Raw genomic sequence first — 15,480 nt, 5'->3', positions numbered from 1 at the left:
CAGGAGTCCTTTATGAATTTTCGAATCGTCGCGTCTCGCCGCGCGGCCCGATCCGGTTACTTCAGTGCCTGCGCGTAGGCCTTCAGCACCAGTCCGTGGAAGTGATGCAGCGCATGCTCGCTCATGCCCGAGTGCGCCGGGTCGTTGACGATCCGGCCGCTCTCGAACGCGGGCGTCGCCATGCCGCGCTGCACGCTTTCCACGAGATCGATGTCTTCTCGCTGCAGCACGTCCTTGATGTAGTCGATCGCTTCCTGTTCCTGCGCGGTCGGCTCGGCGGATGCGAAATAGAAATCGTAGGTTTCGATCGTGCGATCCGGCGCGACGGGAATCACGTTCAGCACCAGGAAATTGGCGCGGCCCGGATAGCGCAGCAGGCAGGTGTTCGGCCAGAGCCACCAGACGGCGTGATCGTTGCAGGTCGCACCCTCGACGCTGTAGGCCGTGTTGTTGGCGTTGCCGCCCTTGGCCATGTGGCTCGAGTAGATGCCGTGCGTCGTCACCTTGTAGGTGTCGAACTGCAGCAGGCTGACGAAATCCTTGTGCGCCGTGGAACAGTGATAGCACTCGAGGAAGTTGTCGACCACGTTCTTCCAGTTCGACTTGATATCGAAACTGAGCCGCCGCGAGAACGTCAGCGTGTCGATGTCGGGCGCGAATGCCTCGATTTCCTGCTGCAGCGCGCCGCTTTGCGATGCCAGCGACGGCGCGGCGGGATCGAGATTGACGTAGATGAAGCCGCAGAACGCTTCCACCTGCACCTGGGACAGGCAGATCTTGTCCTTGTCGAAGTTGACCAGCGTCTCGGTCATCGGCGCCTGGCGCAGGCCGCCGTCGAGGCCGTAGCTCCAGGCGTGGTACGGGCACGTGATCACGCGCGCCCGGCCTTCGCCCGTCAGCAGATGGTGGGCGCGATGCTGGCAGACGTTGTAGAACGCGCGCAGCGTGCCCTCCCGATCGCGCACCACCGCGATGCTGCGGCCGGCCACCTCGGCCACGTAGTAAGCGCCCGGCTCGCGCAGCTTTTCGGCGTGGCATACCCATTGCCAGCTGCGTCGGAAAATCCCGGCCATCTCGGTCTCGAGATACTTGGGCTCGATGTAGCACTTCGCGTTCAGCGTCGACGATGCCGCGACGTCATCGGCGACGAACCCGCGGCCGGCTGCCGCCAGATCGTCGTGCGTCAGCACTTCGCTCATGGAAATCTCCTCGTGTGGGGATGGCGACGCGGATCCGTGGACCGGCGTCATGGGTTGAAAATCTACCCACCGGCGATTGGCGGCGCAAACGAGGAATAAAAAGCCAAATGCCCCTGAAAAGCTGGGGCTCGTTGCTCGATGTGTCGAGGCTGGGGATGCGGGGCGATGCGGGCGTCTAGCGCGATATGGGGCGTCGCCCGGTATCGGCTGGGCGTACTGGCGAGAGAAACGGTATGCGGTATTGCCGGCGCGCGCCAGGTACGGTCTACGTCCACCGCCCGAATTCGACGTGATGAACGGCCAGGTGCGCGCCGCCTCGGCGCCCGATGTGCACTATGCAGGGCTGTCTTACCCCGGGTGCGACAGGGCAAGGGGGAGATTTCGGCGTTCGATACCGGGCGCCTGCCGGCGGACGCAACAGGCGCGAGGGGTGCAGGCGCCCGTGTGATCGCCAGCCCAGGCGCGATCGTTACTCGGCGGCGGACAGTTCGTCGACGATGCCTTGCGCCTGCTTGACCGCGGCGGCAAAGCCGCTGCTCGCGGCCGCGCGTTTGCCGTAGCACTGGGCGAAGGCGCCGCCCGGGCTGCCGTCCGCCTTGTCGCTCTGGTAGGCCTTCAGGCAAGCGGACGTTGCCGGCGCACCGGCCGTCCGATCCCATCGGACGTAGACGCGCTCGCCCTGCAGCAGGGCCACGCCGACCAGGTCGGGCGCCGCGTTCGGATCCTCGTCCTCGCCTTGCGTGAACAGGATGGCCTTGGCGACCGCGCCGGCCTTGGCCGCCTTGACCGGCAGGTCCGCGTACTTCACGACGGTGTTGGCGTTGTGGATGGCGTCGGCGCCCCCCTCATTGATCGCGCCGCCCCAAAAGGCGCCGCTCGACAAGACGCCGGCCGGGTTGGCGGGCAGCTTGACGCTGTGGCCATAGACCTTGAGCCAGGCGTCGAGCAAGGGCCGGGTGGTCGCGATCAGGTGTTTCCGGTCGTCCTGCGCAGCGTAGACCAAGCCGTCGAGGCCGCCGTAGCCCGGCTCGCCGGCCACCAGCGTTTGCAGCGTGATCTTGCCTTGCGCGGGAAAGCCCTTCACATGCTGCGGAGGAATCACGCCGCGCAGTGTGGTTTGCAGCCGATCCAGGGCCTTGGTTTGGGCCGCGCTCGTGGCGTCGTCCGAGCCCTTGGCGGCCACGCGGGCGACCTCGGCGGCGGACTGGGTTCTTTCGTTCAGGTAATCGCCGGCGGTTGCGGCCATGCACAGGGACGTGGAGGCGGCAAGAAGAAACGGGCTGGCGACCAGGGCTCGGAAGGTCATACGGTCTCTCATCGATTCGATTGTGTTATTGGGAAACTGGGCTGGGTTGCCGGCGATGGCTTCGCGTGTGCCTCACGCGTGCGCAATGTCGTGCGTTCGGGTTCGGGCAGCGCTGGAGCGCAATTCGTCGGCCTCGGAAACAACCGGAACCCTACTACATTTGGCGCCGGGTTGATGACATGGCGATTTTGGCGGGGGTCGGGCGTGTGCGGTGTGCGTCGGCGCTGTCGGTTTGAACGTGCATTCGCTCCTGCCGCTGGACGATGCCCGGGGGAAAATCGAGGCCTGGGCGGCAGGATTGAAACAACTTCGGACCGGACAGCTCGCTGGGCGTGGTGACACCACCGGAGTTCCGACTAGCACACGTCGACGCCGGAAATCCCCAAGCCCAGACGCTCGGCTAGTCGGGGGAGCACTACGTCGCCGATCACGTCGACCGGCTTGGGGACCAGAGTCATCGACAGTCAAACGTCGAAATTCGCCCGACCATGCAATCTCAGAAAATTCGAGGTTCAATAGCGTTCGTCAGCAAATATCTCTTCACTAAAACGTACGCGCTTGACTGATAATGTCTTCGACCACACTTAAGGAAAGAACATGAAAAAAGAGTTGTTTATCTATAGCTTTGATTGGGAGCCTTCGCCAGAGGACAAGGTCGATAGTGAGGCGTATCAGGCTGAGCTATCGGAATGTAAAGCGGCTATTGGGAGAGCCGGAGGGGTATTTGAATGTGCTCAGAAAAAAGGCGACAATCATCAGCGGTTCGACTTGATGATTCCAATTGCTACCTCAGTGATCGGCGCCATCGCGGGAATCGTGGGGACTTGGATCAAGGGAGCGAAGGACCGTCGCATCAGTGTGACAGTGAAAAAGAATGAAATCTCGATTAAAGCTAACAATGCTCATCAGGTTGAAAATTTGCTCCGAGCTGCGGGAAGAGCTCAAAAAAATATGGCTTCCCCCAAGACTTCCAAGCGGGCCAGAGGACACTAGCCCCTGACCCTCACACCGCGTGACCTCCCCCGAAAAACCGTAGCGGCGAAGACTGGAGATTTCTGGCAAATTTGAAGCCCTGACGGGCGGGAGGTTTGCATGAAGAAATCGAGGTACACGGAAGAGCAGATTGCCTTCGCGTTGAAGCAGGCCGAACTGGGCACCACGGTTCCGGAAGTCTGCCGGAAGATGGGCATTTCGGAGGCCACCTTCTACAACTGGAAAAAGAAGTACGGCGGCCTTGGCGTGTCCGAGCTACGGCGTCTGAAGCAGTTGGAAGAGGAAAATGCCCGGCTCAAGCGCATGGTGGCCGACCTCAGCCTGGACAAGCAGATGCTGCAGGAGGTGGTGCAAAAAAGCTATGAAGCCAGCGCGCAAACGCGCGCTGGCTGACTTCTTGATCCAGGCTATCGCGTCAGCATCCGACGGGCGACGGCCGTGTTGCAATTGCGACAGGCCACGTATTTTTATCAGCCACACCCGCGTGACGATCGCGCCGAGCGCCAGCGCATTCGGGAAATCGCCGAGACCCCGATTCGGTATGGCGCAGAGCGCATTCACGTCCTGTTGCGACGCGAAGGCTGGTTCATCAATCACAAGAAGACGTATCGGATCTACTGCGAAGAAAAGCTGAATTTGCGGCGCAAGCGGCCACGCCGGCGTGTGGCCACAGCACACCGCATGGAGCGGCTCGAAATCTCCACTGCCAACACGTTCTGGAGCATGGATTCTGTGGCCGATCAGCTGTTCAACGGGCAGAAAATCCGCGCCTTAACTGTGGTCGATAATTTTAGTCGGGAGAGCGTGGCGATCAAGGTCGATTACGCTTTGAAGGCGGCCGATGTAGTCGCTACGATGAACCATCTGAAATCGCTTCGTGGCACACCCAAACGCATACAGGTCGATAACGGCAGCGAGTTCATCTCACACGCCTTGGATCACTGGGCGTATGAAAACGGCGTCGAACTGGATTTCAGCCGACCGGGCACGCCCACTGATAATGCCAAGGTCGAAGGCTTCAACGGGCGCTTTCGGCAGGAATGCCTGAACGCGCATTGGTTCTTGTCATTAGCCGACGCGCAAAGCAAATTCGACGACTGGCGCACGTACTATAACGAGGCTCGTCCCCACTCCTCATTGCAGTGGATGACGCCAGCCGAATTCGCCCGTCAGGCAAGGGAATCCGCCTCGCCTGACGACTCAACCAAGCCGGAAATCTTCACTTCCAACCAGGACTAATTCTGGGTCAGGGTCAATCTCAGGAACGCCTGTACATCACTCCTCTGCCAAGCCACTCAAATCCAGTGGCTTAGGATTTAACTGCGCATCCACGGCACGCTGCAAGGTTCCAGATTTTCTACGAAGCGCGTACGCTCGCATCACTGACAGCGGTGCAAATTCAAGCCCCTCTATTGGGGTATGATCAACAATAACCGGCGTATTGAAATTTACATTCTTCTCATCATCAAGTGGCAGCGCCCATTTTCCATCACAGTGCACTCTGACAATTTCACCGAGAAATCGCGCAAACGTAACCACAAGACTTAACACATAATCCTTATCCTTCCCAGCAGACAAAATATCAAACAATTTCTCCAACTTCGGCAAATCATCGAGTTGAACATCCAACTCGAGGCCATGCTCATTCGCCTTCTCAGATAACCAATCCAACTGATCATCCATATTCATCAGAAAATCGTCAAATCCATCTTCAGCTGCTTTCCTATCAAAAGCCATTTCACACTTCCCTTACGGAATTTTAGGACCAATATGCGCGTCTACACCCGCCTTCTCCAAAGCATCGAGATATGGCTTTGACGCGCCTTGCTCAAGGATGTGTTCAACCTGCCAGCCTTGCTTGACTAATTCGCCGTCCTTCTGAATTGCCAAGATGTTCTCCTTCGTCAAACTTACGGGACCTGTCTTCAGTTGTCCAGCATACATCTCGTCCGCCTTCAGAATATCAATCTGACGATTTGTAAGAGGTGTCTTGAGCGTTCCCTCAGAAGCATCCATCGCCTCACGATATGCCGATTCACGCGCAGCACCAAATTGGTAATTGCGCATATTCGTGTCATATTGCTTGCTCCAAGCCTCGTAGTCTTTCTTCCCACCTCTTGCTTTGTAACTTTCCCATCTTGATGCTTTATGTTCGGGCGTACCAGGCTTTAGCTTAGCCTTAGCAGGCTTCAATACTTTAGCGCCGTCCCCTGTCGCACCTCCGGCACCGACACCATCAGTTGCGCCCGCTGCCTTGCCAACGACAGTGGGAGCGTCAGCTGCCTTGGCCCCCTCTGCGATAGTCCCTTCAGTCTGAAGAGCTTTTCCAGTGGCCGAGGCAGTCTTACTCAGTTCAACTCCTTCAGCAGCACCCACCCTACCTAAGGCAGCTACCCCTCTAATCCCGCCCTTGACAATCCCAGCCCCACCAGCAGCAAGCGACGCGACCGTCACAATCTTGTCGCCACCGGCCTGGGCTGCGTTGCTCATCTTGAACTTTGGCAACTCTATCGAGCCGGCGCTCGCCTTGACCTCCTGTGCCCCTTGCATCAGCGCATCAGCGGACTGCGTCTGCCCAAACGCGCCTTGCATCATAGCGGCCTGCTCCATTTCACCTGCGGTTTGGAGCGTACTGCCTTTGATCAGTAGTTCACCAATATCGGACGGTATGTTCGCAATCCCTTTGACCGCTCCCTTTGTCGCCTCCCATGGGTGATCTGCAGCCTCACTAAGTTCGTGCTTAGTGTTGCCCCACCATTTGGCGAGCCAACCCTCCTCCTCCGGCGTTTCCGCCTTCACTGGCGGATTGGCTGACGAGGCAGGGGCGCTCGACATGGCCGCCTGACCGTACAGTCTACCGACGGTATTGCCCTTATCGCCCACGATACGCTCCCCGACTTATTTCTGGCTCATCTGCTCTCGGACTTTTGCCGGCGGATCGGGCGGAAATTTCGCGCCTTTCTCGATCATCAAGGCACGCAAGCTTTTGAAGGTTTGCAGCATCTCATGCCCCTCCGGGGTTGCGCCAGGCGCCGATTGAGCTTGAGCCTTGACGACAGGTTTGCCATTTTGATCGAGCGTCACTGCTGTTGTGCTCGCTACCTTGGCATCCGGATCAAGGTGGTCGATTTCCCATTGCACCGAGTAGGCTACACTGACGCCATTGGATGTATGCGCATTGACATCAGCCCCGTGCTGGACCAGAAAGATCGCAAGGCTGGGTTTCGACACATCGATTGCCTTGTCCAAGGCGGTGCTGCCGATCGAGTCACGCAGATTAACGTTGGCACCTCGCTCCACAAGCATCCGAACGTTTTCTGGGGCCTTCTCTCCCTCCAGTGCACGTTGCAGCAAGGTCGTGCCGTCGTCTTCCCGCAGATTCGGCGATAGCCCGCCGTTCAACATTGCTTCGAGTATCCGTGGATCTTTGTTCGTCAGCGCAACATACAAAGCGCTTCCCAAACCCTCCACGACTTGCTTGTCAGGCTGCGCGCCACGAGCAACCAGCTCTCGAATGGCATCGTAATTCTTCTGCAAAATTGCGTACCACAGTAACGTCATGTCATCCCGACCCGGCGCATTAACATTGAGTTTGGCCAGCGATGCATCCAGACGCCTGTCGTCGTGCGCCTCGATAGCCTTTGCCGCATCCAGGTAGGGCCCCTCGAAGAACTTGCTGGGAGAATTTGAGCTCATATTGCATCCAGTGATAGCGAACGCCAGCGCGACAGACAACGCACTAGCCATTTGACGCCACGACTCACGGCCAAACCACGTGAGACGTTGCAGAAATTCAGTTGCCGACGCCATTACATCAGTGATCGAGCGCACGAAAACGGGTTAGAGTCCATCAGCCAATTTCCTTTGCAATGGTTGCCTGATCTTCGGTCTTTTGCTGCTCGATTCCATCAATTACCTTGTCCATGCCATGCTTCGCAACCGAGCCGCCCTGGCCCGGTAAAACGTGGGGTTCCCCAACCGCAGTGGGCATAAGGCCGTGACTCTTTTCCTGGACCGCAGTCAAAACCTCTCCGTCGACACGGTACGCTTGAATGTCGGAGGCCACGGGTGTGCCGCCGTAGCGAGCGACCGTCGCGGGGTTCAGCCCGGCAGAGTTGAATGTCGTCGCCGAAATGCCGCTCGTCCGTGATGCAGCCGAGGCCATGCCACCGCCCAGCGAGTGGCCGACGATATCGACATCTGCGCCGCTCTTCGCCAGCGACTTCCCGATCGAGACTGCCCTCGAGTAGTACGCGGAATCCTTGTTCATGCCTTGCAAGATGTTGTTTTTCCAATCGGACCAACTCTTCTTGTCCGTACCCTGGAACACCACCTGCGGCTTGAAGTCATTGCCGAATACGGCCTTGTCCGGCTCGTAGACTTGCGCGCGAAAGTTTGTACCAGGAACGGAAAAATCGCTCGATTTGAGCTTGTACTGCGCAAGCTTTGCGGGATCATCGCTCACGTTATTCCAACCCTCCGGCGCACCCAGCTTAGGGTTGTAAACGTTTTGCGCCAGTTTGGCCTGCTCGACCACGGAATTATTCGTCTCGAAACGATTGGCCGCAGCCAACAATTTGTCGCGTTCGGCTCCGGGAGGCAACGACGCTGCCTTCTTGCGCGCTTCGGTGATCTGGATCTTGCGTGCTTGCCACCGGGCTGCTTTTGCATCCTTCCCGCTGTAGTTCCCGTTCATCCAGAACTGATCGGCATGACGCACGACCATCTTGCTCTCGACCCGAACGGACTTGCTGTGATCTATCGGCCAGCATTTGGCGCCGACGGTTCCGCTCTCCACGCCATGTGCAACGCCAGCGGCGTCGCCGATGGTGTCCGGGGCAAAACTCGAATCGAACCGAACAATCGGATTGCCATTCGCAAACACTGTCTTCGACGTCATCTGGCTATCGCCAAGACTAGCCGTGACTGGATACGGTACGGGTGGTGTACTGCTGCCCATCGGGGTCTTGCACACGTCCGGCATCATCGACACGATGGTCCACTGGCCATCCTTGCGGGCCATTACGTTGTCGGCCATGCTGCCTCCGGTTCGCTCGTCACGGCCGCAGACTCCATCCGCAGCAGAGGGGCATGTCGATCCAGTTCGAAACGCGCTTCGCACACTCGAACCGCAGGCTCCACTGGAAAAACAACTCGCCACGTCACCAACACACGCATGTCCTCGGTATCGATCAGGAGCGTATCGAGCTTCATCTCCACTGGCACGACAGCTCCGCTCGCGAAGCGAAGAGCAACGAACGCGCGATGTCCGGGAAGCCGAGCACGCACAAATCCCGCATGAGAGTCGCCCGGTTGCGCGAGGTTGGCAAGCTCGAAGGCCGGGCCTGGCGAAGGCCACGCAATCTGCTGGTCTACCGGCGCTGCATTCCAGTAGTGGAAATCATGGTCTGCGGGATGGTACGGCCATCGTGTCTTGTGCCATACCTCATCGTAAGTTCCTGCGAATGGCAGGCGCGGTGCCCACGCCCGCCCCACCACGCCGAGACCGGTTGGCGTCGTGGCATAGCCGGCCGCGACTTCCTGCATCTGTTGTGCATCGAGCGCAGAAGACGGATGTTCAACGATATCGAGGCTGGACACTGGGTTGCCCCATGCTTCGATCTGTGGCGCAGGCAATTCGGAAATCTTCGACATCGACCTCAGCGCCGACGACGCATTCGACGTAGCCAACACCGATTTATCGGCAGCCAGCTCGAGAAAGCGCTTCTCGATCCATCCGCAACCCAACGGATTGGTGAAGCAGACCTCGTTCAATTCGCGTTCAGCGCTCACGCCAGCGGCGCCCTCGACACATTTGACGCGGCTTGCTCCACCATAGGCATGCTCCCAGCGAACGGCGACAGCCGCCACCGGTTCTGGATCGCCGAGTTTCCACCCCCGCCAGCCTTTGACGAACGAGCGCGCCCCCGTTATCCGCAGCCCCTTGTCGACCACCATTTCGCCAGCATCGAAAACCCGCACGCGCGCCGGCCATGAGGCGGCTGGCGTGCCGTGCGGCGCATAGGCCGTTGCGCGAATCAATACATCGCATTTCGGTTTGAAAGGCGCAAGATCGCTCTCCCACTTCACGCTGCTCGTGCCAATCTCACCCTCGTATTCGTCGGCCATCGCCAATGGAACAGTTTCGGCGCCGCCAAGCAGCACGCAGCGGTGGGTATCGCCATCAGCGCCTTGCCGCGGCATCGGCTCGAGGCGGTATGCCGCCTTTAGCGCAACCACGTGAATCTCGTTGCCTGGCACGTCGACGGCGTTGAACGCCATGGCATGGAGTGGCGTAAGGTTCCGGAATTCCATCGTCGCGGCGCTCAGTTCAGATCAACCGTGTTGCCATCCACCTTCACCGCGCCGGAACCGAGAATGTCGATGTCGGTGCCACTGATCGTGACGTGACCACTGCTCTCAAGAACAATCGACGCCTTCCCGGTCCTGAGCTCGATCCGATCGCCAACGGTAAGCGTATAGGTCTTGCCCACCATCGTCGATTTCGACAAGCCGACCTCTTCGGCGCTAGCCAATCCGACTGCCGTATTTGTCGCACCCGCCACCGTTACGGTATAGGCGCCACCTACGGTAAGTGCCTTTGCCAGTCCGACCGTTTCCGTCGACGTCAGCGCGACCAGCAAGTTATCCATGCCCTCGATCGTCTCATTTCGATTGCCGCCGACGGTCAGTGTTTCGTTGCTTCCCACCTGCTCGGTACGGTCCACCCCGATCGTGATGGTTTCATTGTTGTCGACGGTCTCGGTTCGATCGTGGCCCACATGCACGGTCTCATCGTGATCGATATTCTTTGTGCGGTCGTTTCCGACCCAATGCGACTCGTCGTGCTCGACCTCGATACGCTGGTCCTTCTCCGCGTGCAGCCAAACCTCTTCCGCACCTTTTTTGTCTTCGAAACGGATCGCATTCGCAGTATTGACGTTACCTGTCTTGGTCGAGCGCGTCAGAATCCCGCTCTGCGTCGCGTTGGCCGGAAGCGCCCATGGCGGCATGTTCTGGGCGTTGTAGACGCGCGATGTGACGAGAGGGCGGTCCGGATTGCCGTCAAGAAAACTCACGACCACCTCGTCTCCAATCCGGGGGATTTGCACCATGCCGAATCCACTACCGGCCCACGGCTGACTCACCCGAACCCAGCACGAGCTGCCTTGATCGCGTTTGCCGAGACGATCCCAGTGGAACTGCACCTTCACACGGCCCAGACTATCCGTATAAATCTCTTCACCTTTCGGACCAACCACGATCGCCGTTTGCGGCCCAATGATCGTCGGACGTTCGCCTTCGACAGCGCGACGATAAGGAATCTTCTTGCGAATGCAGGTGAAGCTGCAGGAGTAGGTGGAACTGCCCTCACCCGGCTGATAGTTGTTCGCCCCGGTATGCGAAACGGTAAGCAACAAAAACTGCCGGTCTTCCGGCGTGGAACCCGCATGATCGTAGTGATCATCGAGCTCGAAGTAACGGCACGGCATCATCCTCCGGCAGGTGGTCACCCCGACGAACGTCTTGCTGTGCGCAGCGAGTGCCTCCGTCCGAAACCGCGTCAGTTCCTCACCTCGGTCGCTATCGGCGAAGCCATGTTCTCCGAGATAGTCGTAGATCTCGTAGGCCGGCACTTCGCCTTGATCGACTTCCGTTCCGGCCGATACGAATCTCCGCGCCTGAGGGATCTTGTAGTCGAACGTCTTCAGGCCCACCGTCCCGGGTGCAAGCTGACGCTGCGCTTGAAACGACGTGATGACAGCCAGGTCGTCGAGTGATTCGCCCTGGTTGTACTGCAGCGTCGGACTGCTTCCATCAATCGGCTTGGCCGTCACCGAGTTATCCGCAATGATCAGCTTATGGCCGTCCTTCGCATGCTCGAAGTAATAAAACAGGCCGTCCTCGCGCATCAGCCTCTCGACAAAGGCAAGATCAGTTTCGCGATACTGCGTGCAGTAGCTGCGGTTTTTCGTTCCCTTCGACAGCCGGAATTCGAACGACGCGAGCTTCCCGTACTCTCGAAACACGCTTGCGAGAATTTCCTCGGTGTTCTGTTCCTGGAAGATCCTGATGTCCTGCCGACGCGACAGCATCCAGAGCCACGGAAGAATTGTCGCGCTGTACATGGCGAAGCTGCCATCGGTATCGAGATGCGAAAACGCCGCAACGTAACCGTGGAAATACCGTTCTTCGGAACTGGCGATCGCATCGGTCAACTGCAAGGTAATTGTCACCGACTGACCGATCAGCTTCTTTAGCTCGATGTTCGTGTCTTGAGATGCGAGTCGTACCTGAATTTCGAAATTCTGAGACAACCCCTCGGTACAATGGAAATCTGCGAGCACCAGATCCGATCGACCACTCAACGGTGTTTTGATCGAGATCATGCGATTACTTTGGAGCTGGAAGAAGCTCGCAATGTCTGACATTTGCATATCTAGCCTCGGAATCTCTCAGCTGAGCGGCAGTTTTTTAACGGCGCGGCTATTCTAATATGTGCATCGCGTGTCATGTGCAGGAACCTGCCCCTACAAACCGGGACAAGCTTTCGCTTCGCATCAAGAATTGTAAAAAAATGGAACATTTGCTACCACATTACGAACGCGAAGTGGGATTGCTGTCGCGTCACTTGACAGAATTTGCTCAACGCTTTCCAAAGATTGCTGCACGTATTGGTCTCGCTGGTTCGCATGTCGACGATATGCATGTCGATCGGATGATACAAACATTCGCTTTGCTTTCAGCGCGCATTGACCAGAAGCTCGACGACGCCTATCCACAATTCGCCGAGGCACTCCTTGAGGGAATCTATCCGCAGTACTTGCGGACCATTCCGTCATGCGCGATCGCATCGTTCGACCCGTCGTCCATGTTCGGCCAACTCACCACGCCTCTGATCATTCCTCGCGGCACGATGCTCGACGCAAACGCGGCACCGTGCCGGTTTCGCACCGTCTATGACGTCACGCTAACGCCATTGCGTATCGAAGCGGCGGGTTATTCGCCTGCGGTGTTCGCGCCCGCAGCAGCGCGTATTCCGACCGATACGACTGGCATTATTTCGCTTACTTTTGCTAGCGAAGCAGCATCACAATCTTTCGACGCCACTATTCCGTTCGGCCCGATCCGAATACATCTTGCCGGAGGGAAGCAGTTGCTCCCTGCACTAACCGACGCACTATTACTCAACGCCTCGACCGCTTATTTTGAGATAGACGGGAACAGACGCTGGATCAAATTGCCCAGAATTCCGATTGAGGGAGTAGGCTTTGACAGCAATGAGAATTTATTACCTGACGAACCATCAACACCCTCCCAATATTTCCGATCCCTGATTGAATACTTTACATTCCCTGATAAGTTCGATTTTATCGACATTGATCTTGGGCTGATACGCCACGCAGCGCACAACACCGGATCGCGCTTGACACTGCATGTCGCAGTGCGAAATGTAGGTAGCGATTCCAACACGGCTCAAGTGTTGACGACGCTGGACACGCACGCGTTTCGACTATTCTGCACGCCCGTCGTCAATCTCTTCGAGCGTGCCGCTACGCCAATACAGCCAACGAGTCGTGACGCGTCGTATCCCATCGTCCCGATCCCGCTCGCGACTGGCGTCCCCTTGAGCGTCTACTCGATCAACGGCGTGTACTTGAAGAACAGCAACGAATCGGACGACGACGAAGCCGTCACCGAGCACGCAATGTCGAGGGAGCAATTATTGCCCTACCGTGCGCCCAACCATGCTCAGCGCTCAACGACACCCTACTGGATCGCCCATCGCGATCCTGAAGCTGGGCCGAACGCCGCGCTTGCTACCTGTTGGCTTAGCTTGCTCGATTTGGAAGGTCGACCGACGAATCCCTTGGATCCTCAGATTGATGTCAGCGTGATGGCAACCAACGGGGATATGCCTTCACGGATACCGATCGGCGCGCCGGACAGCGATCTGCTGTACGAGGGTTCCGCACTTGCATGCCCGATCACTCTGCTTTCCCAACCGACCTTGCCCTTGGCAATGCCACGTGAAGGCGCGTTATGGCGTGTCCTGTCGGCGCTCGCGTCCCATCCTCTTGATCTCTCGCGAGCGAGCCTTCCTGATTTAAAGGCGTTTCTCCATCTACACGCGCCGCGATCCAATGTAATCGCCCAGCGCTGCATTGACGCGATCACCGGAATCGACTGCCAGCCAGCCACGAAGTGGCTGTCGCTCGCTAGCGCATTCCCGTCGTTCGTTCGCGGCATCGAAATCCTGATGTCGATGACGGAGTCGTCTATGCGAGACGTCAGCTTGCATCGAGTTGCCACCGTCATGGACCCGCTTTTCAGTCGCTATGCTCCGTCAAACAGCTTCTCGCAGCTCATCGTCCTGTCTGCCGAAACTGGCGAAGAACTGCTGCGGTGCGCTCCCCGCCCGGGAACACGTCCACTGCTATGAGTCAGTGGACATAGCCTGCCAGTAGCCCAACCCCGCCACCGAAACCCATACCCCCTGCATTCAGCCCGGCATTGACGCCGACCATGACCAGCAGCGCCTTTGCATGTTGCATCACTTGTTCCAGCATGAACGGGTTGATCGCGACCTGGCTCAACGCGAGCGAGAGCAAGGCGGCATTGATTCCAAGCAACATCACCGATCCACTGCCACCGCCCAGAATGAGTTCGGCGCTACCGTCCAGATAAACGGCGCCACCTTGCAAATCGGACCGTTCGAGCTCATTGCCGGAAAAGGCCGACGTCATATAAACCCAGCCCGTGCTAGGAAAAGCCTCTGCCGATCCGCTACCGCTGATCGCCTTGCCACTGATCGAAAGTTTCGGCAGCCGAATCTTCGGGAGCTTGACGCCAGCACCCAAGCCGAGCCCCAGGCCGCCATACCAGAAACGTTGAACCGTCCCCGTGGGGTTCTTCAACAAGATTTCGCCGCCTGAACCTACAACGAATTCGACACTTGCACCGAATGTCGAACCCGTCTGGTATTCCCACTGACTACGTCGCAAGAAAGACATGGATGTGTGCCGGAAGATCAGAATCGAGGAAAGCTGAAGAAACCACCTACCACGGCCGCAGCCCCGAAAAATCCCAGAAATATTGAAACGGTCCAGATCGCCAAGAACCGATCCAGCGTCGCCGAAGTTCGCGGCGACGCCGCCAGGTAACGCACCTGCACGGCATCGCCCACTTTCATGCCAAACACAAGACCACCTTGGGCGTATGACACATGCTCGCCAGCGGAGGTCGTGAACGCAATTTCCGGATGACTGCCGCCGGCATTCAACGCCACCACTTTCCCGCTGGCAACGTCGGCTTCCTTCAGAAAGGAACGCGTATCGATAATCGTGTAGATCATGCCGGCGAGTAACAATAAGCCGATCAGGAAAAAAAACGCGGCTTTTAATGTATCGGTCGACTTCGTCATGTTTTTTGCCTCACGTCAACTGATGGCGAATAGAATCGCGGCCCGTCGAAAGACATTACAGACCGAGTTTATCGGATCGCACGACGACAGGCTTAACAAAGATCACCTAGCTCAACGCCGATTGGGGATCATACGGCTGCATCTTGAAGTGCGATCGACGCCAACGCGGGCTCTTTTCGTGATGGTTTTTTTCTCCGACCTCCCCCCTGACGCGCTCGAGTGCTCCCAATCGAACAAGACAGGCCCAACGATATGGCGATCATACAGTCGCTCGATCTCCACGAGTCGCTCCCTGCGTTTGCGTTGCCCCAAACTCTTGAACTCCCGCGGCGCGAGGCTTTACGCTTGATTGAGCGCCACTTGTGAATCAGGAGTTTTGAGGTACAGGAGTGGACTGCCCAGGGAATGCTAGACGCTGCCGGCCTATGATTGGACTGCCCAGGGAATGCTAGACGCTGCCGGCCTATGATTTGAGCATAGGAGGGCGTCATGAGTGCACAGAGATTTACCCCGGAATTCAAGCAGGAAGCGGTTCGGCAAATCACGGAACGGGGCTA

General features: G+C 57.9%; 12 protein-coding genes and 1 pseudogene. 3 read left to right on the top strand and 10 right to left on the bottom strand.

Features of this window, described 5'->3' with window-relative positions; translation table 11 throughout:
- Window positions 1–56: 56 nt before the first annotated feature.
- The gene (locus G3N92_RS03605) at window positions 57–1,199 is read right to left on the bottom strand and encodes a ring-hydroxylating oxygenase subunit alpha (RefSeq protein ID WP_206126079.1); all 1,143 of its coding nucleotides are present in this window, start codon (window positions 1,197–1,199) and stop codon (window positions 57–59) included.
- Between the two features lie 469 nt (window positions 1,200–1,668).
- The gene (locus tag G3N92_RS03600) at window positions 1,669–2,505 is read right to left on the bottom strand and encodes a hypothetical protein (protein ID WP_206126078.1); all 837 of its coding nucleotides are present in this window, start codon (window positions 2,503–2,505) and stop codon (window positions 1,669–1,671) included.
- Between the two features lie 597 nt (window positions 2,506–3,102).
- Here G3N92_RS03600 and G3N92_RS03595 point away from each other — a divergent pair.
- Entirely contained in the window at window positions 3,103–3,498 is a 396-nt protein-coding gene (locus G3N92_RS03595) for a hypothetical protein (protein ID WP_206126077.1), read from the top strand.
- Between the two features lie 99 nt (window positions 3,499–3,597).
- Window positions 3,598–4,737 (top strand): annotated as a pseudogene (locus G3N92_RS03590) (IS3 family transposase).
- Window positions 4,738–4,773: 36 nt separating this feature from the next.
- On the opposite strand, the gene G3N92_RS03585 reads toward G3N92_RS03590, so the two are convergent.
- The 6 genes from G3N92_RS03585 to tssI all read right to left on the bottom strand — a co-directional run bounded on the left by G3N92_RS03585 (window position 4,774) and on the right by tssI (window position 11,936).
- Window positions 4,774–5,235, bottom strand: a complete 462-nt coding sequence (locus tag G3N92_RS03585; protein ID WP_206126076.1) for a hypothetical protein — start codon at window positions 5,233–5,235, stop codon at window positions 4,774–4,776.
- 12 nt (window positions 5,236–5,247) lie between these two features.
- On the bottom strand, window positions 5,248–6,381 hold the full coding sequence (locus G3N92_RS03580; protein WP_206126075.1) for a hypothetical protein: 1,134 nt from the start codon (window positions 6,379–6,381) through the stop codon (window positions 5,248–5,250).
- 15 nt (window positions 6,382–6,396) lie between these two features.
- On the bottom strand, window positions 6,397–7,194 hold the full coding sequence (locus G3N92_RS03575) for an ankyrin repeat domain-containing protein (protein ID WP_206126074.1): 798 nt from the start codon (window positions 7,192–7,194) through the stop codon (window positions 6,397–6,399).
- A gap of 154 nt (window positions 7,195–7,348) precedes the next feature.
- A complete protein-coding gene (locus G3N92_RS03570) occupies window positions 7,349–8,536 on the bottom strand; it encodes a PAAR-like domain-containing protein (protein WP_241014570.1) in 1,188 nt (395 codons plus the stop codon).
- Entirely contained in the window at window positions 8,521–9,780 is a 1,260-nt protein-coding gene (locus G3N92_RS03565; protein WP_206126073.1) for a DUF2169 domain-containing protein, read from the bottom strand. Before G3N92_RS03565 ends, G3N92_RS03570 begins: the two co-directional genes overlap by 16 nt.
- Before the next feature lie 44 nt (window positions 9,781–9,824).
- On the bottom strand, window positions 9,825–11,936 hold the full coding sequence (gene tssI / locus G3N92_RS03560; protein ID WP_206126072.1) for a type VI secretion system tip protein VgrG: 2,112 nt from the start codon (window positions 11,934–11,936) through the stop codon (window positions 9,825–9,827).
- Window positions 11,937–12,076: 140 nt separating this feature from the next.
- Here tssI and tssF point away from each other — a divergent pair, with 140 nt between their 5' ends.
- Window positions 12,077–13,942: a type VI secretion system baseplate subunit TssF gene (tssF, locus tag G3N92_RS03555; RefSeq protein WP_206126071.1), complete on the top strand. Its 1,866-nt coding sequence runs from the start codon at window positions 12,077–12,079 to the stop codon at window positions 13,940–13,942.
- A 1-nt stretch (window position 13,943) separates the two neighbouring features.
- On the opposite strand, the gene G3N92_RS03550 is transcribed toward tssF, so the two are convergent.
- Entirely contained in the window at window positions 13,944–14,513 is a 570-nt protein-coding gene (locus G3N92_RS03550; RefSeq protein WP_206126070.1) for a hypothetical protein, read from the bottom strand.
- Between the two features lie 17 nt (window positions 14,514–14,530).
- A complete protein-coding gene (locus tag G3N92_RS03545) occupies window positions 14,531–14,923 on the bottom strand; it encodes a DUF3592 domain-containing protein (RefSeq protein ID WP_206126069.1) in 393 nt (130 codons plus the stop codon).
- Window positions 14,924–15,480: the final 557 nt, after the last annotated feature.

The organism is Burkholderia sp. Ac-20379 (genome assembly GCF_017104645.1).
In the GTDB taxonomy this organism is placed as follows: Bacteria; Pseudomonadota; Gammaproteobacteria; order Burkholderiales; family Burkholderiaceae; genus Burkholderia.
Note: the sequence above shows the minus strand (reverse complement) of the source record. Positions and strands in the feature narration are given on the sequence as shown.

Coding starts and splice junctions, on each gene's coding strand:
- tssI (WP_206126072.1), bottom strand. CDS start 11,936: ATGCAAATGTCAGACATTGCGAGCTTCTTCCAGCTCCAAAGTAATCGC.
- G3N92_RS03605 (WP_206126079.1), bottom strand. CDS start 1,199: ATGAGCGAAGTGCTGACGCACGACGATCTGGCGGCAGCCGGCCGCGGG.
- G3N92_RS03545 (WP_206126069.1), bottom strand. CDS start 14,923: ATGACGAAGTCGACCGATACATTAAAAGCCGCGTTTTTTTTCCTGATC.
- G3N92_RS03585 (WP_206126076.1), bottom strand. CDS start 5,235: ATGGCTTTTGATAGGAAAGCAGCTGAAGATGGATTTGACGATTTTCTG.
- G3N92_RS03575 (WP_206126074.1), bottom strand. CDS start 7,194: ATGAGCTCAAATTCTCCCAGCAAGTTCTTCGAGGGGCCCTACCTGGAT.
- tssF (WP_206126071.1), top strand. CDS start 12,077: ATGGAACATTTGCTACCACATTACGAACGCGAAGTGGGATTGCTGTCG.
- G3N92_RS03565 (WP_206126073.1), bottom strand. CDS start 9,780: ATGGCGTTCAACGCCGTCGACGTGCCAGGCAACGAGATTCACGTGGTT.
- G3N92_RS03570 (WP_241014570.1), bottom strand. CDS start 8,536: ATGGCCGACAACGTAATGGCCCGCAAGGATGGCCAGTGGACCATCGTG.
- G3N92_RS03595 (WP_206126077.1), top strand. CDS start 3,103: ATGAAAAAAGAGTTGTTTATCTATAGCTTTGATTGGGAGCCTTCGCCA.
- G3N92_RS03550 (WP_206126070.1), bottom strand. CDS start 14,513: ATGTCTTTCTTGCGACGTAGTCAGTGGGAATACCAGACGGGTTCGACA.
- G3N92_RS03600 (WP_206126078.1), bottom strand. CDS start 2,505: ATGACCTTCCGAGCCCTGGTCGCCAGCCCGTTTCTTCTTGCCGCCTCC.